Origin of the sequence: Nocardioides islandensis (assembly GCF_015352455.1) — a bacterium.
Taxonomy (GTDB): Bacteria; Actinomycetota; Actinomycetes; order Propionibacteriales; family Nocardioidaceae; genus Nocardioides; species Nocardioides islandensis.
Genome location: NZ_JADKPN010000002.1, coordinates 297,909 through 323,212, shown reverse-complemented (window position 1 = coordinate 323,212; position 25,304 = coordinate 297,909). Strand labels below are relative to the sequence as shown.

General features: G+C 72.0%; 26 protein-coding genes. 17 read left to right on the top strand and 9 right to left on the bottom strand.

Annotated features, from left to right (window positions below):
• Positions 1 to 35: 35 nt before the first annotated feature.
• Positions 36 to 1,502: a DEAD/DEAH box helicase gene (locus tag ISU07_RS07050; RefSeq protein ID WP_194706044.1), complete on the bottom strand. Its 1,467-nt coding sequence runs from the start codon at positions 1,500 to 1,502 to the stop codon at positions 36 to 38.
• Positions 1,503 to 1,676: 174 nt separating this feature from the next.
• Between ISU07_RS07050 and ISU07_RS07045 the strand changes: the two genes are divergently transcribed.
• Entirely contained in the window at positions 1,677 to 2,402 is a 726-nt protein-coding gene (locus ISU07_RS07045; protein WP_194706043.1) for a ferritin-like fold-containing protein, read from the top strand.
• A 9-nt stretch (positions 2,403 to 2,411) separates the two neighbouring features.
• On the opposite strand, the gene ISU07_RS07040 is transcribed toward ISU07_RS07045, so the two are convergent.
• The 3 genes from ISU07_RS07040 to ISU07_RS07030 form a co-directional block, all read right to left on the bottom strand.
• Positions 2,412 to 2,681, bottom strand: coding sequence for a GlsB/YeaQ/YmgE family stress response membrane protein (locus ISU07_RS07040; protein WP_194706042.1), 270 nt, complete (start codon positions 2,679 to 2,681; stop codon positions 2,412 to 2,414).
• 115 nt (positions 2,682 to 2,796) lie between these two features.
• Positions 2,797 to 3,018 (bottom strand): DUF3107 domain-containing protein, encoded by a 222-nt coding sequence (locus ISU07_RS07035; RefSeq protein ID WP_194706041.1) that lies wholly within the window; start codon positions 3,016 to 3,018, stop codon positions 2,797 to 2,799.
• 26 nt (positions 3,019 to 3,044) lie between these two features.
• On the bottom strand, positions 3,045 to 3,698 hold the full coding sequence (locus ISU07_RS07030; RefSeq protein ID WP_407671377.1) for a TetR/AcrR family transcriptional regulator: 654 nt from the start codon (positions 3,696 to 3,698) through the stop codon (positions 3,045 to 3,047).
• Positions 3,699 to 3,845: 147 nt separating this feature from the next.
• Here ISU07_RS07030 and moeZ point away from each other — a divergent pair, with 147 nt between their 5' ends.
• The 4 genes from moeZ (at position 3,846) to ISU07_RS07010 (ending at position 8,275) form a co-directional block, all read left to right on the top strand.
• A complete protein-coding gene (gene moeZ, locus ISU07_RS07025) occupies positions 3,846 to 5,054 on the top strand; it encodes an adenylyltransferase/sulfurtransferase MoeZ (protein WP_194706039.1) in 1,209 nt (402 codons plus the stop codon).
• Between the two features lie 171 nt (positions 5,055 to 5,225).
• A complete protein-coding gene (locus ISU07_RS07020) occupies positions 5,226 to 6,131 on the top strand; it encodes a hypothetical protein (RefSeq protein ID WP_323742474.1) in 906 nt (301 codons plus the stop codon).
• Positions 6,132 to 6,249: 118 nt separating this feature from the next.
• Entirely contained in the window at positions 6,250 to 8,058 is a 1,809-nt protein-coding gene (locus ISU07_RS07015; RefSeq protein ID WP_194706038.1) for an apiosidase-like domain-containing protein, read from the top strand.
• Between the two features lie 40 nt (positions 8,059 to 8,098).
• The gene (locus tag ISU07_RS07010; protein WP_194706037.1) at positions 8,099 to 8,275 is read left to right on the top strand and encodes a hypothetical protein; all 177 of its coding nucleotides are present in this window, start codon (positions 8,099 to 8,101) and stop codon (positions 8,273 to 8,275) included.
• On the opposite strand, the gene ISU07_RS07005 is transcribed toward ISU07_RS07010, so the two are convergent.
• Positions 8,212 to 9,273: an HNH endonuclease signature motif containing protein gene (locus ISU07_RS07005; RefSeq protein WP_194706036.1), complete on the bottom strand. Its 1,062-nt coding sequence runs from the start codon at positions 9,271 to 9,273 to the stop codon at positions 8,212 to 8,214. The genes ISU07_RS07010 and ISU07_RS07005 overlap by 64 nt on opposite strands.
• A 137-nt stretch (positions 9,274 to 9,410) precedes the next feature.
• Here ISU07_RS07005 and ISU07_RS07000 point away from each other — a divergent pair, with 137 nt between their 5' ends.
• From ISU07_RS07000 to ISU07_RS06975, 6 genes are read left to right on the top strand one after another with little or no spacing between them, the layout of a single operon-like run.
• On the top strand, positions 9,411 to 10,157 hold the full coding sequence (locus ISU07_RS07000) for a DUF4129 domain-containing protein (protein ID WP_194706035.1): 747 nt from the start codon (positions 9,411 to 9,413) through the stop codon (positions 10,155 to 10,157).
• Entirely contained in the window at positions 10,154 to 10,633 is a 480-nt protein-coding gene (locus ISU07_RS06995; protein WP_194706034.1) for a hypothetical protein, read from the top strand. Before ISU07_RS07000 ends, ISU07_RS06995 begins: the two co-directional genes overlap by 4 nt.
• Positions 10,634 to 11,626 (top strand): AAA family ATPase, encoded by a 993-nt coding sequence (locus ISU07_RS06990; RefSeq protein ID WP_194706033.1) that lies wholly within the window; start codon positions 10,634 to 10,636, stop codon positions 11,624 to 11,626.
• Complete coding sequence (locus ISU07_RS06985; protein WP_194706032.1) at positions 11,623 to 12,912, top strand: DUF58 domain-containing protein; 1,290 nt, start codon at positions 11,623 to 11,625, stop codon at positions 12,910 to 12,912. The genes ISU07_RS06990 and ISU07_RS06985 overlap by 4 nt, the downstream gene beginning before the upstream one ends.
• Positions 12,909 to 13,439 (top strand): hypothetical protein, encoded by a 531-nt coding sequence (locus tag ISU07_RS06980; protein ID WP_194706031.1) that lies wholly within the window; start codon positions 12,909 to 12,911, stop codon positions 13,437 to 13,439. Before ISU07_RS06985 ends, ISU07_RS06980 begins: the two co-directional genes overlap by 4 nt.
• Positions 13,436 to 13,771 carry an MGMT family protein gene (locus ISU07_RS06975; protein ID WP_323742473.1) on the top strand — a complete coding sequence of 112 codons (336 nt, stop codon included), beginning with the start codon at positions 13,436 to 13,438 and terminating at the stop codon, positions 13,769 to 13,771. Before ISU07_RS06980 ends, ISU07_RS06975 begins: the two co-directional genes overlap by 4 nt.
• Before the next feature lie 68 nt (positions 13,772 to 13,839).
• On the opposite strand, the gene tpx is transcribed toward ISU07_RS06975, so the two are convergent.
• From tpx to ISU07_RS24725, 4 genes are read right to left on the bottom strand one after another with little or no spacing between them, the layout of a single operon-like run.
• On the bottom strand, positions 13,840 to 14,331 hold the full coding sequence (gene tpx / locus ISU07_RS06970) for a thiol peroxidase (protein ID WP_194706030.1): 492 nt from the start codon (positions 14,329 to 14,331) through the stop codon (positions 13,840 to 13,842).
• A 25-nt stretch (positions 14,332 to 14,356) separates the two neighbouring features.
• Positions 14,357 to 15,757, bottom strand: a complete 1,401-nt coding sequence (locus ISU07_RS06965) for a YlbE family protein (protein ID WP_194706029.1) — start codon at positions 15,755 to 15,757, stop codon at positions 14,357 to 14,359.
• A complete protein-coding gene (locus ISU07_RS06960) occupies positions 15,757 to 17,184 on the bottom strand; it encodes an FdrA family protein (protein ID WP_194706028.1) in 1,428 nt (475 codons plus the stop codon). Before ISU07_RS06960 ends, ISU07_RS06965 begins: the two co-directional genes overlap by 1 nt.
• Positions 17,181 to 17,957: a DUF2877 domain-containing protein gene (locus tag ISU07_RS24725; protein ID WP_194706027.1), complete on the bottom strand. Its 777-nt coding sequence runs from the start codon at positions 17,955 to 17,957 to the stop codon at positions 17,181 to 17,183. Before ISU07_RS24725 ends, ISU07_RS06960 begins: the two co-directional genes overlap by 4 nt.
• Positions 17,958 to 18,034: 77 nt before the next feature.
• On the opposite strand from ISU07_RS24725, the gene ISU07_RS06950 reads away from it, so the two are divergent.
• From ISU07_RS06950 to ISU07_RS06925, 6 genes are all read left to right on the top strand, one after another.
• Positions 18,035 to 19,318, top strand: coding sequence for a PucR family transcriptional regulator (locus tag ISU07_RS06950; protein WP_194706026.1), 1,284 nt, complete (start codon positions 18,035 to 18,037; stop codon positions 19,316 to 19,318).
• Positions 19,319 to 19,501: 183 nt separating this feature from the next.
• A complete protein-coding gene (locus tag ISU07_RS06945; protein WP_194706145.1) occupies positions 19,502 to 20,887 on the top strand; it encodes a uracil-xanthine permease family protein in 1,386 nt (461 codons plus the stop codon).
• 7 nt (positions 20,888 to 20,894) lie between these two features.
• Complete coding sequence (locus ISU07_RS06940; protein WP_194706025.1) at positions 20,895 to 21,710, top strand: FAD binding domain-containing protein; 816 nt, start codon at positions 20,895 to 20,897, stop codon at positions 21,708 to 21,710.
• Entirely contained in the window at positions 21,707 to 22,186 is a 480-nt protein-coding gene (locus tag ISU07_RS06935) for a (2Fe-2S)-binding protein (RefSeq protein ID WP_194706024.1), read from the top strand. Before ISU07_RS06940 ends, ISU07_RS06935 begins: the two co-directional genes overlap by 4 nt.
• The gene (gene cutA / locus ISU07_RS06930) at positions 22,183 to 24,621 is read left to right on the top strand and encodes an aerobic carbon-monoxide dehydrogenase large subunit (RefSeq protein WP_194706023.1); all 2,439 of its coding nucleotides are present in this window, start codon (positions 22,183 to 22,185) and stop codon (positions 24,619 to 24,621) included. The genes ISU07_RS06935 and cutA overlap by 4 nt, the downstream gene beginning before the upstream one ends.
• Positions 24,618 to 25,256 carry an SRPBCC family protein gene (locus tag ISU07_RS06925; protein WP_194706022.1) on the top strand — a complete coding sequence of 213 codons (639 nt, stop codon included), beginning with the start codon at positions 24,618 to 24,620 and terminating at the stop codon, positions 25,254 to 25,256. Before cutA ends, ISU07_RS06925 begins: the two co-directional genes overlap by 4 nt.
• Positions 25,257 to 25,304 lie beyond the last annotated feature (48 nt).

The window sequence follows — 25,304 nt, the reverse complement described above, 5'->3', positions numbered from 1 at the left end:
ACGCACCCCGCAGCCTCGCGGGTGACAAGAAGCCCTCAGGCGGACTCGGTCGCCGCCTTCGCGCCGCCCGCGGAGGGACGACGCCGACGTCGGCGGTTGCGGCCGCCCGCGGGGCGCTCGCCGTCGGCGGCGGGCGTCGACGGGGCACCGTCGCCCCCCGTCGCGGTCGCGGTCGCGTCGGTCTGGCCGCCACGTGTACGCCGGCGGTTGCGGTCGCGAGCCGGCCGCTCGGACCGCTCGCGGGCCGGACGCTCCGTGCGCCCAGGGCGCTCGGTCCGCTCGACGGGAGCCGGGTCCACGATGCGCCCCTTGGTGCCCGGCGCGATGCCGAGGTCGTGGTAGAGGTGCTCGGAGGTCGAGTAGGTCTCCTGCGGCTCGTCGAACGGCAGGTCGAGGGCCTTGTTGATCATCTTCCAGCGGTGCAGGTCCGCCCAGTCGACGAAGGTCACCGCGATGCCGGAGGCGCCGGCGCGGCCGGTGCGCCCGATCCGGTGGATGTAGGTCTTCTCGTCCTCGGGGCAGGTGTAGTTGATGACGTGGGAGACGCCCTGCACGTCGATGCCGCGGGCAGCCACGTCGGTCGCGACCAGCACGCGGATCTTGTCCTCGCGGAACTTGGTCAGGGCCTTCTCGCGCGCGACCTGGGCCATGTCGCCGTGCAGCGGCGAGGCCTTGAACCCGCGCTCGGCCAGGTCGTCGGCGATGCGCTGGGACTGCCGCTTGGTGCGGGTGAAGACGATGATCTTGTCGGAGTCCTCGGCCTGCAGGATCCGGCCGATGATCTCCGGCTTGTCGAGGTCGTGGGCCTGGAAGATGAACTGGGCGGTCGCCGGCACCAGCTGGGTGTCGTAGGACGACTCGGCGCGGATGTTCATCGGGTGCCGCATGTGGGTGCGCGCCAGGGAGACGATGGCCGCCGGCATGGTGGCCGAGAAGAGCATGGTCTGCCGGGTCTCGGGCGTCAGCTTGAGGATGCGCTCGACGTCGGGCAGGAAGCCGAGGTCGAGCATCTCGTCGGCCTCGTCGAGCACGAGCGCGTGCACGTGGGAGAGGTCGAGGGCACGCCGGTTGGCCAGGTCGATGAGCCGGCCGGGCGTGCCGACCACGATGTCCACGCCGGCGGTCAGCGCGTCGAGCTGGCCCTCGTAGGGGACGCCGCCGTACACGGTCAGGACCCGCAGGCCGCGGTCCTTGCTGGCGAGGTGGAGGTCGCCGGAGACCTGGAGCGCGAGCTCGCGGGTCGGGGCGACGATCAGCGCCTGCGGCTTGCCCTGGGGCATCTCGGCGTAGTCGGGGTCCTTGGGGGACACGCTGCGCTGGAGCACCGGGATGCCGAAGGCCAGCGTCTTGCCGGTGCCCGTGCGGGCCTGGCCGATCAGGTCGGTGCCCATGAGGGCGACCGACAGGGTCATCTCCTGGATGGCGAACGGGGTGGTGATGCCGGCGCGCTCGAGCGCGTCGCAGATCTCGGGGTCGACCCCGAGCTCACGGAACGTGGTCACGATGTGGAGTTCTCTTCCTCGATGGGGTCCGTACGGCGGACCAGGATTCGAGCCGAAGAGAGCTCACGCGGTCTGCCGCGCACATGCATCCGCCTCTGTCACACGTCCGCGCACCCGGATCGGGGCGCAGGTCAGGCGGGGTGTTCCCCCACATCCTATCGGTAGGTTGGCAGCATGCCCGCATCTCAGGAGTCCGACGACGTGGCGGGTCACGTGTCGGGTGACCCGGCGGACTTCCAGGACCCGGCGTACCGCGAGGCCGTCGTCGACCTGCTGGGCGCGATCTCCTACGGCGAGATCTCCGCCTTCGAGCGGCTCGCGGAGGACGCCAAGATGGCGCCGACCATCCGCGACAAGGTCGCCCTGGCGAGCATGGCGGCCGCCGAGCTCGGGCACGTCGGCCGGCTGCACGACCGGCTCACCGAGCTCGGGGCCGACCCGTTCGAGGCGATGGCCGGGTTCATCGAGCCGATCGAGAAGTTCCACCGTCACACCGCGCCGTCGGACTGGTACGAGGGGCTGGTGAAGGCCTACGTCGGCGACGGGATGGCCGCCGACTTCTACCGCGAGATCGCGGCGTACCTGGATGCGGCCACTCGCGACCTGGTGATCGCGTCGCTCGACGACTCGGGCCAGTCGGAGTTCGTGGTCGAGCGGATCCGGAACGCCATCGCCGCGCAGCCCGCGCTCGGCGGCCGGCTCGCGTTGTGGGGTCGCCGGCTGATGGGCGAGGCGCTGACCCAGGCCCAACGCGTCGCGGCCGAGCGGGACGCGCTGTCGGCGCTGCTCGCCGGAGGCGTCGACCGGCCCGGCCTGGACCTCGCGGCGATCGGGCGGATGTTCACCCGGATCACCGAGCGCCACGAGGAACGGATGGCCGAGCTCGGCCTCGCCTCCTGAGCGAATGCGTCAGACCCGGACGCGCGGCTTGGTGCGGTAGCCGGCGGCGAAGGTCACCAGCACCGCGGCGACCACGACCTGCCAGGTGTGCCGCCACCAGTCGAAGCCGGGCGTGTTGTCCTTGAAGAACAGCGTGTAGAGGAAGTTGCCGATCAGCACGCCGCCGATGCCGCAGGCGACCGTCAGCCAGGTCGGGATGCGCACGTCGCCGCGGGCCAGCTTCTTGCCGACCCAGCCGATGATGGCGCCGCCGATGATCATCAGCAGGAGGTCGATCATGACCTCAGTCCTTTCGCGAGAGGGGTGTTGCTCTCTCGATCGTGCCCGGCAGAACCGCCGAAATCACGGGCCGGAGCCCCGAACCAGGGTTGATTCAGGGTCGGCCCGCCGCGGGTCAGGAGCGGAAGCCGACCTGCCCCGCCACGCCGCCACCGATCTCGACGTACGCGATCTTGTCGCCGGGCACCAGGATCCGGCGGCCCTTGACGTCGTCGATGGCCAACGTGCCGTTGCTCTTCACCGCTTCGGTGACGCGCTTCTGCACGTCGTCCAGCGTCTCGTGCGTCTCCAGCACGACCTCGCGCGGCGCGTGCTGCACGCCGATCTTGACCTCCATGGGTGTTGCTCCTTCTCGTGGCTCGTTCAGTGGTGGCCGGTGACGGGGTCATCGGTCAGGGGGTAGCCGCGGATCCCACGCCACGCCAGGCCGGCCACCAGGGCCGCGGCGGCGGACTGCTTGATCCCGGACGTCTCGGACAGCCAGAACCTCGCGCTGACCTGGGCCATTCCCACCAGCGAGACGGCCAGCAGCTTGGCCTCGATGTCCGGCAGCCCGGTGTCCTCGTGGATGACGGACGCGATCATCTCGGCGCAGTCGGTGGTCACCTTGTCCACCCGCTCGCGGACCGCCGGCTCGTTGGTCAGGTCGCTCTCGAACACCAGCCGGAACGCGCCGGTGTCGCCCGCGACGTACTCGAAGAACACGTCCATCGTCGCCGCGACGCGCTGCTTGTTGTCGTGCGTGGACTCGAGCGCGACCCGGCAGTTGTCGACCACGGCGTCGCAGGAGGCGTCGAGGAGGGCGAGGTACAGCTCGAGCTTGCCCGGGAAGTGCTGGTACAGCACCGGCTTGGACACCCCGGCCCGCTCGGCGATGTCGTCCATCGCGGCGGCGTGGTAGCCCTGGGCGACGAACACCTCGAGCGCGGAGTCCAGCAGCTGGGCCCGTCGTTCCTGGCGCGGCAGGCGGCCCCCGCGAGGGCGGGCGGTCGCGCCCGAGCCGGCCACGTCGTTCACGTGGGGGACCCTACTCGGGAGTACGTCGGGTCCGGATGACGGGACGCGGTCCGGTGGGCGCGACGGGGCCGGGGAACATGGACACCCGCCGAGGCGTTCTCCCCGGGACGTCCCCACAGATCCCATTTCTCAGGTCCAGGAGCAACCGTGTCCTTCCCACCCCTGGTGGAGCCCGCCCCCGAGCTGACGATCGACGAGGTACGCCGCTACAGCCGGCACCTGATCATCCCCGACGTCGGCATGACCGGGCAGAAGCGGCTGAAGAACGCCAAGGTGCTCGTCATCGGCGCCGGCGGCCTGGGCAGCCCGGCCCTGCTGTACCTGGCCGCGGCCGGCGTCGGCACGCTCGGCATCGCCGAGTTCGACGAGGTCGACGAGTCCAACCTGCAGCGCCAGATCATCCACGGTCAGTCCGACGTTGGCAGGTCGAAGGCCCAGTCGGCCAAGGAGTCGGTCCTCGAGACCAACCCCTACGTGGACGTCGTGCTCCACGAGGAGCGCCTCGACAACGACAACGTCATGCAGGTGTTCGAGGGCTACGACCTGATCGTCGACGGCACCGACAACTTCGCGACCCGCTACATGGTCAACGACGCGGCGTACTTCCTGGGGATCCCCTACGTCTGGGGCTCGATCTACCGGTTCGACGGCCAGGCCTCGGTGTTCGCGCCGACTCTCGCCGAGGACGCGCCGTGCTACCGCTGCCTCTACCCCGAGCCGCCCCCGCCGGGCATGGTGCCGAGCTGCGCCGAGGGCGGCGTGCTGGGCGTGCTCTGCGCGAGCATCGGCTCGATCCAGGTCAACGAGGCGATCAAGCTGATCACCGGCATCGGCGACCCGGCCGTCGGCAAGCTGGTCATCTACGACGCCCTCGAGCTGGAGTGGCGCAAGCTGCGGGTGCGCAAGGACCCCAACTGCGCGCTCTGCGGGGAGAACCCGACGGTCACCGGGCTGATCGACTACGACAACTTCTGCGGCGCGGTCTCCGAGGAGGCCCTGGACGCCGCCTCGGGCTCGACCATCTCGGTCACCACGCTCGAGCACATGCTCAAGGAGCAGGCCGAGGGCAGCCGCGACCTGGTGCTGGTCGACGTGCGCGAGCCGAACGAGTACGAGATCAACAAGATCCCCGGCTCGGTGCTGATCCCGAAGGGCGAGTTCCTCAACGGCCACGCCCTCGGCGAGCTGCCCGGCGTCGACTCCGGCAAGCAGCTCGTCATCTACTGCAAGACCGGCATCCGCAGCGCCGAGGCCCTCGCGGTCGTGAAGGGCGCGGGGTACTCCGACGCCGTCCACGTCGGCGGCGGGGTCGTCGCCTGGGTCAACCAGATCGACCCGTCGCAGCCTTCTTACTGACGTCCATGCTAGTCGAGCCGTGAGGCCGGCCACGGCCGAGGCGTGTCGAGACCCACGCATGCGGTCTCGACACGGGCTCGCCCAGGGGCTCGCCCGGCTCGACCACCATGGGCGGCGGTTACCCGTCCGTAACCTCAGCGCGACGTCGTAGTTGAGCCCTTCCGTAACGACGTGGCCGCACCCCCGTCGGCCGCGCTGGACGGAAGGCACCCCTTCATGCGCACGAATCGACTCCTGACCGCTCTGGCCGGAGCGGCCCTGCTGGCGACGGCGTTCCTGGCCGCACCGCAGGCCACGGCCGCCAACACCTGGGCACCGGCGGCCACGGCCAAGATCCACCCGGGCACGATGATGTACACCGAGGGTGCCCAGTGCACCGCGAACTTCGTCTACACCGACGGCTCGGGCAACGCCTACGTCGGGTACGCCGCGCACTGCGCGGGCACGGGCACCGCGACGGACACCGACGGCTGCCAGGCGGGCTCCCTGCCGCTCGGCACCCGCGTGACGTTCAACGAGGGCGGCTCGCTCATCGACGAGGGCACCGTGGTCGGCAGCGGCACGCTGGTCTACAGCTCCTGGGTGACCATGCACCGGCTCGGCACGACCGACGCGAACACCTGCGCCTACAACGACCTGGCCCTGGTCAAGGTCGACGCGGCCGACGTCTCGAAGGTCAACCCCAGCGTCCCGTTCTGGGGCGGCCCGACCGGCATCGACACCGACGGCACGGCCGCCGGCGACCGGGTGTGGACCTACGGCAACTCCAGCCTGCGCTTCGGCATCTCCCAGCTCTCGCCGCACACGGGCATCAGCCTCGGTGACGACGCCGCCGACGGCGGCTGGTCGCACCCGCTGTACACCGTGTCCCCGGGCATCCCGGGCGACTCGGGCTCGGCGTTCCTGAGCACCGACGGCAAGGCCATCGGCGTGCTGTCGACCCTCGGCCTGGCCCCGCTGCCGGCGTCGAACAACATCGGCGACATCGCCAAGGAGCTGGCGTTCGCCCAGGCACACTCCGGTATCTCGGGCCTGACGCTCGTCAACGGCACGGAGCCCTTCGACCCGGTGCTCTAGGCAACACGGACCACCACCCTTCCGCTGCCCCGTCCACACCCCCCGGACGGGGTAGCGGCATTTGGGTATACGACCGGGGTGGGCTGAACGGCCGGGTGCGAGAGATGACACTGGGAGTGTGAAGCGCTCGATCTCGGTGGCCGTCGCCGCCCTGGCCGTGGCGGTGGCCGCCGTCGCCGCGCCGGTCGTCGAGACCGGGGCCGGCTCGAGCCGGGCTGCGGGCGGCGCCACCACGGCCCACTGGATCCGTGCCGTGAGCGCCACTGGCCGCTACTTCCTGGACCAGAACGGCGCTCCGGTCGCCCTCTTCTGGGACCACCAGTGGAACCTCATCGCCAACGCCGGAGAGTGGAAGGAGCTCGGGGCGGGCACCACTCCCCGGGCGGTGTTCGCGTCGTACGCCGCCGAGCAGGCGGCGAACGGCTTCAACGGGGTGCTGACCCTGGCCGTCAGCGGCGCCGCCGGCTCGCACCAGAACGGCACCACCTGGGACGGCATCGCACCGTTCGTCTCCGGCGCGATCGGCAACCTCAACAACGCCTACTGGACGCGGGTCGACCAGTTCATCGACGCGATGGCGGCCCAGGGCATCACCGTGATCCTCAACCTGGCGTCGTCGTACGCCGAGGCCAGCGGTGGCGCGCTGAGCGGGCTGAACCCGACCAACGGCGCGGCCTACGGGACCGCGATCGGCGCGCGCTACCAGGGCCGTCCCAACATTGTCTACGAGTTCGGGGTGGACGACTTCGGCTACGCCGACGCCAGCTACCAAGCCATCGCCGACGCGATCCGCGCGACCGGGGACACCCACCTGATCACGGTGCAGCACATGGCGGAGTCCAACAGCCGCACCGACTCCGCCTCGAGCCCCATCGGGACGTTCGGCGCCGACGCGGACGTCGACCACGACGAGGTCTACTCCTACAACGCGTCGTACCTCGAGACCCAGCGCGACTACCAGTTGAGCGGCCCGACGCGGCCGACGCTCTTCGCGAACGGGCACTACGACCAGTCGGCCACGAACGACGACTACGACTGGCACGTGCTGGCCGACAACCTCGGATGGGCCCTGACCTCGGGCTCCCAGGGCTCCTACTACGGCTCCGAGGCCACCTGGGAATGGGGGTCGGGCGCGCACGCCGCCCTGTCCCAGCTCACGTTCCCGAATGGTCCATGGCCGGCGACGATCCGTTGGTTCACCTCGCTCGACGGCTGGTGGAAGCTCGTGCCCGACTTCGGCTCGTCGTTCATCACCTCAGCGCGAGGCACCAAGCTCGCGGCGATCCCCTCGGGCGGCAATGGTGGCGGGTACGACGCCACCGACCCGCAGAACGACTACCTCACCGGTGCGGTGGCTCCGGACGGCACCCTCGCCGTGCTGTACACGCCGGTCGCCCGCACCATCAGCGTGGACACCACGAAGCTGGCAGCCGGCTTCCGGGCGAACTGGGTCGACCCGTACTCCGGAGCCGTCGTTGCGGCGACGGGGTCGGGGGTGTCGTACTCGACCCCGGGCCCGAACTCCCACGGCGACGGGAACTGGTACCTCGTGCTCGGAGCCGACACACCGATCACACCTGGCCCCACACCGCAGCCCGGCGCCTACCACGGTTCCGCGAGGCTGAAGTCCGCCACCTGGACCCGGGGATCCGGCGCGGCGCGACTCGAGGCCAGGCTCGTGCTCCACTACGTCTGCTCGTCGTGCGCCAGCCCGCGGCGGCCGGTCAAGCTCCAAGGCCGCCTGGCCGACGGCTCCTGGCGGACGATCGCCCGATCGACGTACCGCAAGCCGGTCGTCCTGCGGTTCCGCGTGCCGTACCGGTTCCGCAAGGTGCGGGTGAAAGTACCTGCCTTCGAGACCGGCGGCGGCAGTCGCTACGCCGGCCTGGTCAGCAACCGCCTGAAGGTGCCTCGCAAGCCGATGTGAGTGGGCGCCATGGCTGCTCCGGTCCCGCGATACTGCGGGCATGCGCCGCACCATCGAGGTCATGCGCGTCGTCGCGATCGTCCTCGACCTCGTGTACTGGACGCTGTGGTTCACCCAGCGTGACTGGAACGCCAGCGAGCACCGGCAGGCCTACTACGACTTCGAGAACGCCTGGGGCCCGGTCCAGACGTACCTGCCGTCGGGCGTGCGGGTGTAGCGCCAGGGTCCGTGGGTCTTGGCGCGGTGGTGTCTCCTGCACAGGCAGGCGAGGTTGTCGGGGTGGGTTTGGCCGGCCAATGAATGGGGTGGGTCGTCGGGCTGGTAGGGGGTGGTGTGGTCGAGGTCGCAGGTGCGGGCGTCGCGGGTGCAGCCGGGGAAGACGCAGTGCTGGTCGCGGAGGATGACCTGCTCCCGCATCCACGGTGGGGGGTCGTGGACGTCGACGGCGTCGCCGCGGGCGGTGTTGAGGACGGGGACGAAGGTGACCTGGTGGTGGCCGACCCATTGGCGGAGCTTGTGGTCGCCGTCGAGGAGGAGCTGGTGGGCGACCTGGTCGACCAGGTCGCTCAGCTCGTGCAGGACCAGGGTGTCGCCGGTGATGTCGAGGTGGCTGGTGCCGGCGAACAGGGTGGGGTCGGGGTGGGTGAGGGTCACGTCCCACGACGCCTGGGCGGCCTGTTCGCGTTGCTGGTGGGTCTCGGGTTCGGCGGTCGCGGTGATGTGGGCGACGAGCCGGTCCACGATCACCGGCCCGCAGGCGTCATCGGACCGGGCGGCGAGCTGCTGGTCGACCCAGCGGGCGCTGGGCAGCGGGAGGCGGCGGGTCTGTTGGGCGACGCGGCGGGCCTGCCAGGCCGGCACCCGCAGGGTCTGGACCTTGTCCCACAGCCGCGGGTGGCGGTGGACCAGGTCGAGGGCGTCGCCGATCAGGGCGGCGGCCGCGCCGGGGGTGATCCGCAGCCGCACGGCGAGGGGTTCGGCGGTGAACGCCGCCACCATCGGGGTGCCGTCCCCGCCCAGCACCTCGGGGGACTCCAGGAAGTTCGAGCGGTCGATCGCGGGGTGCAGCACGGCCCACTGGTAGGCCAGCGCCAGCTTCCGTGCAGACGCGCGACGCTCCTGGTGCTCGGTCTCGGAGAGCGCGTCGAGCACACCAGCGGCGTCGAGACCGCCGAGGTCGTCGACCTCGAACGACTCCACCACCGTTGTGCTCATGTACCAACCCAAGCACCGACCACCGACAATGCCCCTGCCTCGAAAGCCCTTCTCCACAAGGGAAATCTCGATCGTGACGCACTTGTGATCTTGCTCTCCGGGCGACGCCGGGGGCGGCGCTCGGTAGGTTCAGGCGCATGCCCGACGCGGACGACATCCCCGGCACCGGCACGAGCGCCGCTCGTGCGTCGGTGACGGCGGTCGTCGGCGTGCTCGGGGCCGTGGCGCTGCTGCTGCTGCTCGTCACCTGGGCCGCGTCGATCGGGCCCCAGGAGGTCGTCACCGACCCGGGCAACCCGCCGACCAACGTCTCGATCCCGCCCACGACCGCGACCTCGACGCCCGACCAGGGCGGCACGGCCCTCCCGGAGGGCAAGGGTGACCGCGACGTGCTGTTCACGGTCGTCACGATCGTCGCCACCCTCCTCGCGACCATCGTCATGCTGGCGGTGCTGCTGACGGTGGTGCGGTGGCTGCTCACCCGTGACTGGCGACGGCGCCGCGAGCCCGAGCCGGACGAGGTGGAGTTCGACCCGCTGGACTCGCCCGCCCTGCTGGCCGAGGCACTCGCAGCCGGGGCGCGCGCCCAGCGCGCCGCGCTGGAGGAAGGTGAGCCCCGCAACGCCATCGTCGAGTGCTGGCACCGCTTCGAGCGGGTGGCCGAGCGGGCCGGCGTACGCCGCCACCCTTGGGAGACCTCCTCGGAGTTCACGCTCCGCCTCCTCGACCGGGTCTGCGCCGACAGCGCGGCGGTGGCCGTGCTGGCCGAGCTCTACCGCGACGCGCGGTACTCCGCCCACGACGTCACCGAGGACAACCGCGCGCGTGCCGTGGAGGCCCTGGACGCCGTCCACCTGTCCGTGGGCCGGGTGAGCGCCCCATGAGGAGCATCAGCGGCTACTGGTGGCGCTGGCTGACGGTGACCGGCCTGGCCTTCGGCGGCACCTGGGTCCTGATGGCGGCCTTCGACGTGGGCGTGCGGCCCGGCCGCCTGCTGCTGCTCATCGCGGTGGTGATGGCCGTGCTCGCACTGGCCAACATCTCGGTGATCGGTGACGGCCCGGACTGGAGCGTCGACTCCATCCAGTCGGTGACACCGCCGGGCCAGGACACCCGGCTGGGCATGTACACGCGCGTCATCTCGGGCCACCTGGACGCCCGGCAGCTCGACCCCGCGCTGCGCGACCGGTTCGCCGACCTGGCCGACCGGCTGCTGCACCAGCGGCACGGCATCGGGCTGCACGACCCGGGTGCGACCCACCTGCTCGGCGAGGAGGTGGCCGCGATCCTCACGGGACCGCCGCGTCGACTGTCCCGGGCCGAGATCGACCGATGTGTCACCACGATCGAGGAGCTGTAGATGCCCACTGACCCCCGTGTGTCCGAAGCGTCGCGGCTGGCGGGCCAGGTGCTCGACGAGGTCGAGAAGGCCGTCGTCGGCAAGCGTGACGCGCTGACGCTGGTGCTCGCTGCCGTGCTCGCCAAGGGGCACGTCCTGCTGGAGGACTTCCCGGGCCTGGGCAAGACGCTCGCGGCGCGGTCGATGGCGACGGCGCTCGGCCTGGACTTCGCCCGCGCGCAGTTCACCCCCGACCTGCTGCCCGCGGACCTCACCGGCTCCTTCCTCTACGACCAGCGCGAGCGCACGTTCGAGTTCCGCCGGGGTCCGCTGTTCACCGGCCTGCTGCTGGCCGACGAGATCAACCGCACGCCGCCGAAGACGCAGTCGGCGCTGCTGGAGGCGATGCAGGAGCGCCAGGTGACGGTCGAGGGCGAGACCTTCCCGCTCGAGGCGCCGTTCCACGTGCTCGCCACCGCGAACCCGATCGAGTACGAAGGCACCTACCCGCTGCCGGAGGCGCAGCTCGACCGGTTCCTGCTGCGGGTGAGCTTCGGGTACCCGAAGCGTGACGAGGAGTACGACGTCCTCGTGCGGCGGCTGGACCGGCGTCAGGAGGAGGTCGACCTCGAGCAGGTCACCAACGCGGCCGGCGTGCTGGAGATGCAGGCCGCGACCGAGACGGTGAACGTCGACGAGAGCGTCGGCCGCTACTGCGTGGACCTGGCGATCGCGACCCGCGACCACCCGGACGTGCTGACCGGTTCCTCGCCGCGCGGCTCGCTCGGCCTGGTGCTCGCCGCCCGCGCCTGGGCGGTGATCCGGGGTCGCGACTACGTCATCCCCGAGGACGTGAAGGCCGTGGCCCGCTCCGTGATGGCGCACCGGATCACGGTCAAGCCCGAGCTCTGGATGACCCAGGCCAGCGGCCGGCGCGTCGTCGACGCGGTGCTGGGCTCGGTCCCCACGCCCGGGACGCTGGAGTCCTTCTCGCGGGCCTCGGGCGGCTCATGAACCGCTGGGAGATCACGCCGGCGCTGAGCCGGGCCCTGCTGGTGAGCGGGCTGCTCGTCGGCGGCGCCGTGCTGCTCGGGCAGCCTGCGCTGGTGGTGCTGGCCGCGCCGTTCGTGGTGCTGGCGGCGTTCGCGCTGATCTCGCGGCCGACCAGCGCGCCCGTCGTGCGCGGCGTGCTCGACCACGTGTCGCTCTACGAGGGGCAGGGCACTCGCTCGCGGCTCCAGGTCACCGAGGCCGACGGGGTCGAGCACGTGACCCGGATCAGCGCCCAGGCGCCGTACATCGCCCTCCATCCGGCCTCCGGGCGGGTCAGTGGCCTGCTGAGCGCGGGTGTCCCCGCGCTGGAGGTGAGCCCACGCCGGTGGGGCCGCCGCACGCTGGGCGAGGAGAAGGTGGCGCTGACCAGCCCGTGGGCGGGGTACCGCTGGGGGCCGGTCCTCGAGCACGGCATCGAGATGACCGTGCTGCCGGCGTCCGCACCGTTCGACAGTGCCGCGGAGGCGCCGCAGCCCCTGGGGCTGGTCGGCTCGAACCGGTCGCGGCGGGTCGGCGACGGCACCGAGTTCGCGGGCATCCGGCCCTTCCAGTCCGGTGACCGGCTGCGCCGGATCAACTGGCGGGTCTCGCTGCGGACCGGCGACCTGCACGTCGTCACCTCGCGCGGCGAGGAGGACAGCGGCGTGCTGCTGGTCGTGGACGCGCTCTCGGACTTCGGCCGCTCGGGCGGCGTCGGCGCTGGAGCCAGCAGCCTCGACGTCACCATGCGGGCGGCCAGTGCGCTCGCCGAGCACTTCACGCGCAACGGCGACCGGGTCGCCCTGCGCGTGATCGGCGGCGCGTGGGAGACGGTCGGCTACGGCGCGGGTCAGCGCCACCTGCGGCAGATCCTGGGCCGGCTGGCCGGCGTACGCCCCGCCCGGCTGCGCGACGACGCCACCGAGCGGCTGCGCTTCGGCGCCACCGCCGGCACGGTCGTGATCGTGCTGTCGCCGTTGCTGGCCGACGCGGTGGTGACGGCGGCCGCCTCGCTGCACCGGCGCGGCCTGCCGCTCATCGCGGTGGACACCCTCCCGGACGAGGCCGCGGCGCTGGCGCCGGAAGACACGGACGGACAGGTCGCCGACCTGGCCTGGCGGCTGCGCCGCACCGAGCGCGAGCACCTGCTGACCGCGCTGGCGCGGCAGGGCTGTCCGGTCGTCCAGTGGCGCGGCCCGGGCACGCTGGACGACGTGCTGCACCGGCTGGCCCGGCGCGCCCAGCTGCCGCAGGTACGGGTCCGATGATCTCGATCTGGCGGAGCTGGACCGCGGGGCAGTGGGTGCTCCGGGTGGTGATGGTGGCCGGTCCCCTCGTCGCCCTGTTCGCCCGCACCCCGTCCCTGGGAGCCCCGCCGGCGTGGGGCGTGCTCATCGTGCTCGTGCTCGGCGTCGGCTGGACGCTGCTGCCGGAGTCGGTGGTCGGCGCCGTCGCGCTGCTCGCGGTCGGCTTCTCGTGGGCCTCGAGCGACACGACCGAGGTGTCGGTCTGGGTGCTGGTCGCGGCGTCGGGACTGCTCGCGGCACACCTGGCGGCCCTCGTGGCGTCGTACGGACCTCCGCGCCTCCCGGTCGACCCCGGTGTCACCCGCCTCTGGGCGCTGCGCGGAGCGGGTCTGTCCGGGACTGCCGCGGCCGTCTGGCTGGTGGCCCGCGCCGTGGCCGACCTGCCGGACTCACCGACCATCTGGATCCTCGGCCTGGTGGTCGCGCTGTCGGTCGTGGTGGTGGCCGCCGGCGCGATCCAGGTGGCCTCCCCCCAGGAGGACCGGTGAGCGGGAGCGGGATCGACTGGGACGAGTACGCCGAGCGCGTGCTCCAGTGCGTGGAGCAGGTGCCGCGTGGCCGGGCGACGACGTACGGCGCGATCGCCGAGGTCGTCGGCGAGAGGCTGGGCGGGGGCGGCCCGCGGCTGGTCGGCTCGGTGATGGCGGCGTACGGCGGACCGGTGCCCTGGTGGCGGGTGGTCCGGGCCGACGGCTCGCTGCCGTCCAGCCACCAGGGCGAGGCGCGGCTGCGCTACCTCGAGGAGGGCACGCCGGTCCGGGCCTCGGGGAACGTCGACATCAAGGCGGCGTTCTTCCGGCCCGAGCTCCGCGCGGACTGAGCTTGCGAAGGCCGCGATGAAGGAGCGAGACGAGGCCCCGAGCTTGCGAGGGGGTCGTGGTGTGACGGCTACTGGAGGACGGCCACCGCGGCCTCGTAGTCGGGCTCGACGCCGATGGCAGGGGTGAGCTGGGTGTGCAGGACGGTGCCGTCGGTGTCGAGCACCACGACGGCGCGGGCGAGCAGGCCACGCCACTTGCCGTCGGCCATGGTCACGCCGTAGTCGGTGCCGAAGCCGGAGCGGAACGCCGAGCCGATGACGAGAGCGTCGATGCCCTCAGCGCCGCAGAAGTTGGCGACCGCGAGCGGGAGGTCCTGGGAGACCGCGATGATCTCGGTGTTCTCCAGGCCGGGGGCGAGCCCGGCGAAGGCCTTGACGCCCGCCTGGCACACGCCGGTCGCGATGGTCGGGAAGATGTCGAGGATCGTGCGCTTGCCCGCGGTCTTGGACACGTCGGCGAAGTCCCCGTTGGTCAGCGTGAAGTCAGGAGCCTTGGTGCCGAGTGCCGGCAGCTCGCCGACGGTGTGGACGGTGTTCTCACCGAGCTGAGTGGTGGCCATGCCGCATGTCTAGCAGGGGGACCTCTCAGCCGCGCGCCCGGGCCAGCTCGGCGAGACGGGCCAGTGCCGCGGGGAAGATCTCGGCCGGCGGGGTCACCAGGCCGGCTCCGACCTGGCCGACGCCGGCGACCTTGCCGGCCATGCCGGTGTTGATCTGCGGGAGGATCCCCGTGCGGCAGACCCGAGCCACGTCGATCCCGGTCGGCGTGCCCTGGAACTCCAGCACCGGCACCGACCAGCGAGGGTTCTCGCCCAGGGTGATCTCGTGCATCCGGCGGGTGGTGGCCAGGGCGTCGGGCACGGAGCCGCCGACGAACCGGACGATCGCGGGCGCGGTCGCCATCGCGAACCCGCCGATGCCCGCGGTCTCGGTGATCGCCGAGTCGCCGATGTCGGGGTTGGCGTCGTCGGGGCCGAAGTCGCCGAGGTACAGGCCGTCGGCCAGCTGCGCCGGCCCGGTGAACCACTCCTCGCCGGTGCCCGCGACCTGGATGCCGAAGTCGGTGCCGTTGCGGGCCATCGCGACGACCATCGTCGAGCCCTCGATGCCGCGCGCGGCGTCCAGCGCCAGCTTGCAGGCCGGCATCGCGAGGTTGAGGAAGAAGTGGTCGTTGCCGCCCACGAAGCGCAGCGCCTCGGCGACGTCGGCCGGATCGCCGGCGGCCACCATGGCGGGGGAGAGGTCGCGCAGCAGCATCAACGTACCCGCGCGGTTGCGGTTGTGGGCCTCGTCGCCCATCTGCAGCATCTGGGTGAGGATCCCGGTGACGTCGACCGGCCCCTGGCTCTCGGTCGTGGCCCGGACGGCGCGCTGCAGCAGCGGACCGAGCACGTCGCCCATCCAGCGGAGCCGGGTCAGCACCTCCGGCGAGTACGCGCCGTACCGGAGGACCTTGCCCAGGCCCTCGTTGAGGGAGCAGAACGTACGCCGGCCGGTGCGCTGGTCCTCCAGCACCCACATCCACATCGACGGGGTGACGACGCCGGCCATCGGGCCGACGGTGCCGCGGTGGTGGCAGGGCTCGAGGGAGACCGAGGAGCCGGACTCGAACAGGGCCACGGCGTCCTCGGGGTCGTCGACCAGACCCTCGAGCGCGGCGCCGCCCATCAGCGCGCCGCGGAGCGGACCGGCCGCGCGGTCCCAGCCGATCGGCGGACCCGCGTGCAGGAACTGGCCGCGCTCCAGGCCGAGCACCTCCGACGCCGGTGCGACGTCGACGAGGGTGGCCTGGACCTCGAGCATCGCGGTGAGCGCACGGACGTTGGCGTCCGCACGCAGCGGGTCGGTGGCGACGGCGACGAGGTCGTCCTCTGTGCCGGGCATCGGCGGTCGCCAGTCGACGCGGGTCACCGCAGCGGCCTGGGCCTCGACGGCGGCGGCGAGCAGGTCGGTCCCGACGTTGACGACGGTGGTGGGGGTGTCCATCAGGAACCGCCTCCCATCTTGTCGGTCAGCAACTCCACGGCTCGTCGTGCCGCGCCGGCGTTCGACAGGTGCACCTCGGCGCCGGCCTCGGCGAGCGCCTCGGACTGGCGGTGCCGGTCCTGCGGGTCGTGGTCGGTGCCGACCAGCGTGACCACGACCGGCTGCGGCACCTGGGCGATGACGGGGGCGAGGGCCGTGGCCGGGTCGGGCTCGGCGCCGTGGCCGAGCACGACGTCGAGCAGCACGACGCCGGTGCGGTCGTCGGCGCCCACCCGCTCCAGGTGCTCGAGGCGGATCGTGGGGTCGATCATCGGGTGGGCACGGCCGGAGGTGTACTCGTCGTCGCCGAAGTCGGTGAACGTGTGTCCGTCCGTGGACCGGCCGTCCATCGCGAGCGCGGACTCGACCACGAACCTGGCCTCCGAGCAGTTGGTGCCGCCCACGAAGAGCCCGTGCAGGAGGTCGCCCCGCCCGCCCATGTGCGCCGCGCCGGGCACGCGGACCGGCCAGGTCGGCACCTCGTGGCCGAGCCGGGCCAGCACGGACTCCGCGGCGACCGTGAGGTCCGGCAGCCCGGCCCCGAGCAGGGCCAGCTCGACGGGGGTGCCGAGCGAGGCGGCGTACGCCTCGATCTCGGCGGCGACCTCGGGTGCGGGGGGCTTCGAGACCACCACCACCAGCTCGACCGACTCGTCGGCGTCGAGGCGGCGGAGGGCCTCGCGGGTGGCGAGCCCGCCGACCTCGGCCGACAGGTCGCGGCCGCCGACGCCGAGTGCGGACGTGACACCGACGCCCGCGTGGTCCAGGAGCGCGAGCAGCTGCTGGCAGCCGGTGCCGGACGCCGCGACGATGCCGACCGGCCCGGGTCGCACGACGTTCGCGAAGCCCAGGCCGAGGCCGCCGACGACGGCCGTGCCGCAGTCGGGGCCCATGACGAGCAACCCGCGCTCGTGCGCGACCCGCTTGATCGCGATCTCCTGCTCGACCGGCACGTTGTCGCTGAAGAGCATCACGTCGCAGCCGGCGTCCAGCGCGTCCATCGCCTCGACCGCCGCGCTGGCGCCAGGGGTGGAGACGAGCACCAGGGCGCCCGGGGTGTCGCGCAGGGCGGCCGCGGTGGTGCGGTGGGCGGCCAGCTCGGCCGGGCCGGAAGGGCGGCGCACTGCGCCGGCCAGTGCCTGGTCGACGGCGGTCAGTCCGCGGCGCACGGCGTCGTCGTCGGCCGCGCGGATCGCGACCACCATGTCGTTCGGACTGGCGGGGGGTACGTCGAAGCCCATGCCGCCGAGGACCTCGACGTTGAGGGCGGTGGCCATCGCGACCTGCGCGGCCTCGACGCCCTCGGTCGCGGCGACGTCACGGCTGACTTGGAGCAGGGTGACCGAGTCGGCGTACGCACCCGACCTCAGCTCCACGTGGGTGGTCATGCCGCAGCCTCCAGGGCGATCGTCGTCAGGGCGTGCTCGGCGCCGAACCACAGTCCCGCGCCGGAGGTGTGGCCGATCGCCATCAGCGTCCGTGCGGCGGCCGGCTCCGCGGGGGTGCCGAGCGCCGCGACGTACGCCGCGAACTCCGGCAGCACCTCGCCGTGCAGGGCACAGTCCAGCAGGGTGGCCGACAGCAGCGTGGTGCGGGGTGCGGCCGCGCGGACCCGGTCGGCGACGTCGTCGGTCAGGCGGCCGGTCGCGTGCAGCACGGCGAGCCAGCCGCAGAGGACGTCGTCGCCGAGGGGCGTGAGGCCGCCGCCGTGGCCGACGAGCGTGCTGGTCGTGGTCGCGTCGACCATGGGCGAGAGGGAGTTGTAGGCGGCGAGCCCGTGCGCGGCCGTCCGGGGGGGCACCATTCGTACCGCTGCCGGGCTCGCCGCCCGACGCAGAACCCTGTCGGGGTCGATCCGGGGAACGCGAACATCCACGAATCGTCCGACCACGAGGGGGTCGTCGGTCAGATACAGGGTTCCGCGCTCAACGTAGGGGTTCGCGATGGGCTCTGCCAGCACCGGACGCTGCGACACGCGCCCCGACAACCGGAGCGCGCAGGGGACCTGTGCCGCCCCGGGGGCCACGACACCCACGCAGCGGCCGGCGACGTCGAGGTACAGGGCGGTCGGCACGTGGTGCAGGACGCGCACCGGCCCGTCCGGCGCGTCGCGCAGGAGCTGCGCGACCCGGCCGGGTGCGCTGGCCGGAACGGGAGCCACGCTTCCCGACGCTATCGGCCACCGTTACATTTGGCCGCTGTGAGGTTGTGCCAACGATCTCGGACGAAGGGCCCCAAGTGTTGATAACCGGCGACGCCGCCGCGGACGCGCTCGCCAACTCCCTGGCCCGCGTCGACGCACTGCACACCGCTCTGACGCACCTGGTGCTGGAGGGCGGGGACCTCGAGCGGATCGCCGCCGAGGCGGCCAACGTGCTCGATGTCCGCGTCGCGTTCACCTCGACCGACGGGCGCGAGCGGGCCTCGGTGCTCGACCCCGCGGCCCGGTCGGCCCTCGAGCACGCGCTCCTGCTCGACGAGACCGGACGGATCCGCGTGGAGCGCGTCGGGGAGGCCGGGGTGCCCCTCGACGGTGGGGAGGTGCGCGCGCTGCGCGTGGCCGCGGGTGGCGCCGACCTCGCGCGGCTGGTGTGCGTGCGTCTCGAGGGCCGGGTCGACGAGGAGGACGTGCACGCTCTCGAGCGGGTGGCCATCGTCGCGGCGCTGCTGATCACCCAGCAGAGCGCCATCGGCGCGGTCGAGAACAAGTACCAGGGCGACTTCCTCCGCGACCTGCTCGTGCGGGGTGTGGTCGAGGAGGCGTACGCCGCCGAGCACGCGCAGGCCTTCGGCTGGTCGCTGGACCGGCCGTCCGTCGTCGTGGTCGCCGAGATCGACCCGCAGCCGCGCGAGGAGGAGCCGGCGACCCGCGAGCAGAAGCGCGCGTGGCAGGAACGCTTCGCCTCCGCCTGGCGCCAGGTCACCAACAGCCTCGACCCGGGTGTCCCGACCGTCGACTTCAGCTCCGAGGTGGTCACCCTGCTGCCGGTCGACGCCGGGGTCGGGCCGGGCGAGCCCTGGGCAGGACATGACGTCGTACGCCGGGTGGTCACCGGCGTCGCCGGCGACAAGGGCGGTGGCCGGCGCAGCTTCACGGTCGGGGTCAGCCGGGTCGCGCCGAGCCTGGCCGACCTGCCGGAGGCCTACGCCCAGGCGCGGCGGGCCGTCGAGATCGGCCGCCGGGTGCACGGCACCGGCTCCACGACGTCGTTCGACGAGCTCGGCCTGCACCGCCTGATCGCGCTGATCCCCGACACCGGCGAGCTGCGCGCCTTCGCCCGCGACGTGCTCGGCCCGCTGGCCGACGGCACCACGGAGGCCGCCAACCTGCGCGAGACGCTGCAGGTGCTGCTCGACACCAACTTCAACGTCGCCGAGGCCGCCCGCCTCCAGTTCTTCCACTACAACACCATGAGGTACCGCGTCTCCAAGCTCGAGCGCCTCCTCGGCCCGCTCTCCTCCGACCCCCACCTCCGCCTGGACGTCGCCGTGGCCCTCCGGGTCCTCGACATCGCGGGTTGACGCTCGGCGCGGGGACCATCCCTTCGCTCTCCACTCGACGCGCTCGCATGTCCTGCCGACGGCGTCGGCGTTCCTTCGGCAGTTTCCGCCGTCGAGGGTGTGTGATGGCCCTCACTACGTTGTGGGATCTCGGGGCTGATCTGGAGGGATCGAGACCCAAGAGAGGGGTCGGCCATGTCGTCGATGTTCAAGTGGGAAGTAGTCGATCCGGCCCCGGGTGAGCCGGTCGCGCCGCACCAGCGGCTCGCGTGGGGCAAGACCGTCGGGCTCGGGGCGCAGCACGTCGTCGCCATGTTCGGCGCGACGTTCGTGTTCCCGCTGGTGATGGGGCTGGACCCCAACCTCGCCATCATGTTCTCCGGCATCTGCACGGTCATCTTCCTGCTGATCTGCAGCAACCGGGTGCCCAGCTACCTGGGCACCAGCGCCTCGTTCGTGGCCAGCGTGGCGGCGATCCGGGCCCAGGGCGGCGACTCCGCCGACGTCACCGGCGCGATCATGGTCGGCGGCATCGTGCTGGCTCTCGTCGGCCTGGTCGTGCACTTCGCCGGCGCGCACTGGATCCACCGGATCCTGCCGCCCGCGGTGACCGGCGCGGTCGTCATGCTCATCGGCTTCAACCTGGCCCCGGTCGTGGCCGGCATCTACTGGCCGCAGGACCAGTGGATCGCGCTGATCACAGCGGCGTTCATGGTGTTCGCGGCCGTGATGCTGCCCGGCTTCTGGTCGCGCATCGCGGTGTTCCTCGCGCTGATCTTCGGCTACCTGCTGTCCTGGATCGCCGACGCGCTGTTCGGCTCGATCAACTCGGTGCTGCCGACCGGGCCCGACGCGGTCGAGCACGACCGGATCAGCTGGGCGGGCGTGAAGGCCGCCGACTGGATCGGCTTCCCGAGCGGCACGCTCGGCGACGGCGTCAGCGTCGTGCACGGCCCGAGCTTCTCGACGACCTTCATCCTGCTGGTGCTTCCCGGCGTGATCGCGCTGATCGCCGAGAACACCGGTCACGTCAAGGCCGTCGCCGAGATGACCAAGACCGACCTCGACCCCTACATGGGCCGAGCGATCGGGGCCGACGGCGTCGCGACGGCTCTCGCGAGCGCGTTCGGCGGCTCGCCGACCACGACCTACGCCGAGAACATCGGCGTCATGGGGGCCACGAAGGTCTACTCGACCGCGGCCTACTACGTCGCCGCGGGCGTCGCGATCCTGCTGGGTCTGTGCCCCAAGTTCGGCGCCATCGTCAACGCGACCCCGGGAGGCGTGCTGGGCGGGATCACGGTCGTGCTCTACGGCATGATCGGCCTGGTCGGCGCGAAGATCTGGGTCGAGAACCAGGTCGACTTCGGCAACCCCGTCAACATGGTCGGCCTCGCCGCCGGCCTCATCGCCGGCATCGGCGGCGTCACGCTGAAGATCACCAACGACTTCTCCCTGTCGGGCATCGCGCTCGGCACGATCCTGGTGATCGTCTTCTTCCACATGGTCAACGGCCGCGAGGGTGCGGGCGCCGGTGGAGTGACGCGCAACCTGTCCCACCCAGAGACGGACGACAAGCCGCTGAGATGATCGACCGGTGAAGCCGGCCCCCTTCGATTACGTCCGGCCCGGGTCGCTCGACGACGCCCTCGCGGCGCTGGCGGGCGACCCGGGCGCGAAGGTCCTGGCCGGCGGGCAGAGCCTCGTGCCGCTGCTGTCGATGCGGCTGGCGGCACCGTCGCGGCTCGTCGACATCAACGGGCTCCCCGAGCTCTCGGGCATCGAGGCGAACGACGACGGCGTGCGGGTCGGCGCGCTCGCGCGGCACGCGGACGTGCTGGCGTCCGAGGACGTACGCCGCGTCCAGCCCCTGGTCTCCCTCGCGCTGGCCAACGTCGCGCACGCCACGATCCGCAACCGCGGCACCACGGTGGGCTCGATCGTGCACGCCGACGCAGCCGCGGAGATGCCGATGGTGCTGTGCCTGCTGGGCGGGTCGGTCGACGTGGCCGGGCCCGCGGGCCGTCGCACGATCCCGGCCGACGAGCTGTACGTCGGGCCCCTGGAGTCCTCGCTGCACCACGACGAGATCGCGCTGTCGGCGTACTTCCCGGCGCTGAACCCCGGCGCGGGTGTCGGGTTCGAGGAGATCGCCCGCCGTCACGGCGACTACGCGCTGTGCGGCGTGGGCGCCGTCGTGACCGGTGACACCGTGGTGGCCGGCTACCTGTCGGTGTGCGACGTACCGACCGTGGTCGACCTCAGCGGCGTGGCCGACGCCGACCTCGGCGACGCGGCGCTGGAGCACCTCGACCCGGGCGACGACATCCACGCCTCGGCCGACTACCGCGCGCAGCTGGTCCGGGTGCTGACGGCCCGGGTCGTGGGTGCCGCGAGGAAGATGGCCGCATGACCGAGGAGCTCCACGTCGTTCGCCTGCACGTGAACGGCGTCGCGCACGACGTCGACGTGCCCGCCCGTCGTCTCCTCTCCGACGCGCTGCGTCACGACATCGGTCTCACGGGCACCCACGTCGGCTGCGAGCACGGCGTCTGCGGCGCCTGCACGGTCCTCGTCGACGGACGGCCCATGCGGTCCTGCCTGATGTTCGCCGTGTCCGCGGTGGACTGCGAGATCACGACGGTCGAGGGCCTGACCAACGCCGACGACTCGCTCGGCCCGGTCCAGCAGGCGTTCCTCGAGTGCCACGGCCTCCAGTGCGGGTTCTGCACACCGGGCTTCATGACCACGATCACCGCCGGCCTCGAGGAGAACCCGTCGCCGACCGAGGACGAGGCGCGCGACATGATCGCCGGCAACCTGTGCCGCTGTACCGGATACCAGAACATCGTCAAGGCGGTCCTCCGGGCGGCGGAGCTCCGCTCATGACCACCAAGCTCTTCGGGACGCGCGTCCAGCGGGTCGAGGACCAGCGGTTCCTGCGCGGCCGGGGGAGGTACGTCGACGACGTGCTGTCCGGCCAACGGGTGCTGCACGCCGCGGTGCTCCGCTCGCCGCACGCGCACGCTCGCGTCCTCGAGGTCCACGTCGAGGACGTGCTGGACGTCGACGGCGTGCACGCGGTCTGGACCTACGAGGACCTCGCCGAGCTGTCCGCACCGATGGCCGACCCGTTGCCGCTCCTCATCCCGCACCCGACGCTGACCCACGGCCGCACCCAGCACGCGCTGGCCGACGGCGAGGTCAACTACGTGGGCGAGGCGATCGCGTTCGTGGTCGCCGACGACCGGTACGTCGCGGAGGACGCCGTCGGCCGGATCCGCGTCGACTACGAGGTGCTGCCGCCGGTGGTCGGCATCGCGGCCGCACGCGCCGCGACGAACCTCGTGCACGAGGACGTGCCCGGCAACGTCGGCGCGCGCATGGAGCAGAGCAACGGCGACGCGCCCGCCGCGATCGCGGCCGCCCCGCACACCCTGAGCCTCGACCTGCTCGTGGAGCGCAGCTCCTGCCAGCCGATGGAGGGCCGCGGCACCGTCGCGCGCTGGGACCCCGACATCAACCGGATGACGGTCTGGTCCTCGACCCAGACCTCCACGGGTGTCCGGGCCGCGATCGCGGTGAAGCTCGGCCTCGACCTCGGCCAGGTCGACGTGGTGACCCCCGACGTCGGCGGCGGGTTCGGCGTGAAGATCAACCACCCCTGGCCCGAGGAGCTGCTCGTCCCGCTCGCCGCCAGGGCCCTGGGCCGGCCGGTGAAGTTCATCGAGGACCGCCGCGAGCACTTCATCTCCTCGGCCCACGAGCGCGGCCAGGTGCACCACGTCGAGGTCGGGTACGACGACGACGGTCGCGTGCTGGGCCTCGACGTCCAGTTCTGGCACGACCACGGCGCCTACACGCCGTACGGCCTGATCGTCCCGATCATCACCTCGACGCAGCTGCTGGGGCCCTACAAGCCCGGCGCCTACCGGGTGCGGTTCGAGTCGCTCTACACGAACACCGTGATGGTCACGCCCTACCGGGGCGCGGGCCGGCCGCAGGGCTGCTTCGTGATGGAGCGGACGATGGACGCGATCGCCGAGGCGCTGGGCAAGGACCGTGCCGAGGTGCGGGCGACGAACTTCATCCAGCCCGACGAGTTCCCCTACGACCACGGGCTGATCTTCCAGGACGGCCGCGAGCTCGAGTACGACTCCGGCGACTACCCGGCGTCGCTGGAGAAGATCAAGGCGCTGGTCGGCTGGGACGAGTTCCCGGCCTACAAGGCGGAGATGGCGGCCCAGGGGCGCCACGTCGGTATCGGGCTGGCCTGCTACGTCGAGGGCACCGGCGTCGGGCCCTACGAAGGCGCCCACGTGCACATCGAGACCTCCGGCAAGGTGAAGGTCGCGACCGGCCTGACGACGCAGGGGCAGGGCCACGCGACGGTGTTCGCGCAGATCGTCGCGGACGTGCTCGGCGTACCCCTCTCGGACGTCGAGGTGGTCACCGGTGACACGCGTCGGATGCCGTACGCCGTGGGCACGTTCGCCTCTCGCGCGGCGGTGATGAGCGGGTCCGCGATCCACCTGGCGGCAACGCGGGCGAAGGAGAAGGTGCTCCGCATCGCTGCCGACGCGCTCGAGGCCAACGAGGACGACCTGGAGATCGTCGACGGCGTGGTGTCGGTGCGCGGGGCGCCCTCGTCGTCCATCGCCCTCGGCACGGTGGCGGTGCTGTCGAACCCGCTCCGGTACGCCTTCGACGAGCAGTCCAAGCTGGCCACCCAGTTCTCGGTCGGCGACCCGGGCAAGCCGCCGGTCGCCGAGGACGACGAGCCGGGGCTGGAGGGCAAGGACTTCTACTCGCCCGAGCGGTCGACGTTCGCGTCCGGCATGCACGCGGTGATCGTGGAGACCGATCCGCTGACGGCGGAGATCCGGATCCTGAAGTACGCCGTCGTGCACGACTGCGGGCACCTGATCAACCCGATGATCGTGGAGGGCCAGATCCACGGCGGGGTCGCGCAGGGCGTCGGCGGGGCGCTGTACGAGCGGATGGCCTACGACGAGTCCGGCCAGCTGCTGAACGCGTCGTTCATGGACTTCCTGATGCCGTACGTCACCGAGGTGCCGACCTCGATCGAGATCGACCACTTGGAGACCCCGTCCCCGCTGAACCCCCTGGGCATCAAGGGCGCCGGCGAGGCCGGGGTGATCCCGTCGGCCGCCGTGTTCGCGTCCGCCATCTCGGACGCCGAGGGCTTCCCGATCACGTCGATGCCGATCTCGCCGTCGGAGCTGTACGCCCTGCGGCTTCAGAACTCGGTGGTCGACGAGCGAGCGCAGCGAGCATCTCGAGACACGAAGGAGACGTCATGAGGATCGCCGGAGAGAACACCCTGCACGCCCCGGTCGCCCGCGCCTGGGACGCCCTGCTCGACCCTGCCGTGCTGGTGGCGACCATCCCCGGCTGCGAGCGGCTGGTGTCGACGGGGGAGAACACCTACGACATGACGGTCACTGCCGGCGTTGCCGCGATCAAGGGGACCTACGCCGGCACCTGCGTGCTCTCCGACCTGTCCGAGCCGAGCTCCCTGGTCATGAAGCTCGACGGGGCCGGCGCGCCCGGGACGATCGGGGCGACCGTGAACGTCTCCTTCGCCTCGGCCGGTGACGACGCCACCACCGTGACCTGGGACGCCGACGCCGTCGTCGGCGGGATGATCGGCGGCGTCGGCCAGCGGATGCTCACCTCGGTCTCCAAGCGGATGGCGGGGGAGTTCTTCGGCAACGTCGACAAGGCGCTCTCCGGCGGCCTGCCCGCTGCCGCTCCAGCCGCCGCTCCTGCTGCCGGGGCACCCGTCGGGGCTCCCGTCGCCGGCCAGGTCTTCACCGCGCCGCCGTCGACCTCGGCCATCGGCTCGCAGTCGGACTTCCTCAAGGGCATCGCCGTCGGCGCCGGCCTGGTCGTCCTCGGCGTGGTCGTGGGGTCGGTCTTCGGGCGGCGGCGGTGATCGTGAGGTCGGGATACCCGCTCGAGCGGGTATCCCGGACGTTTGGCG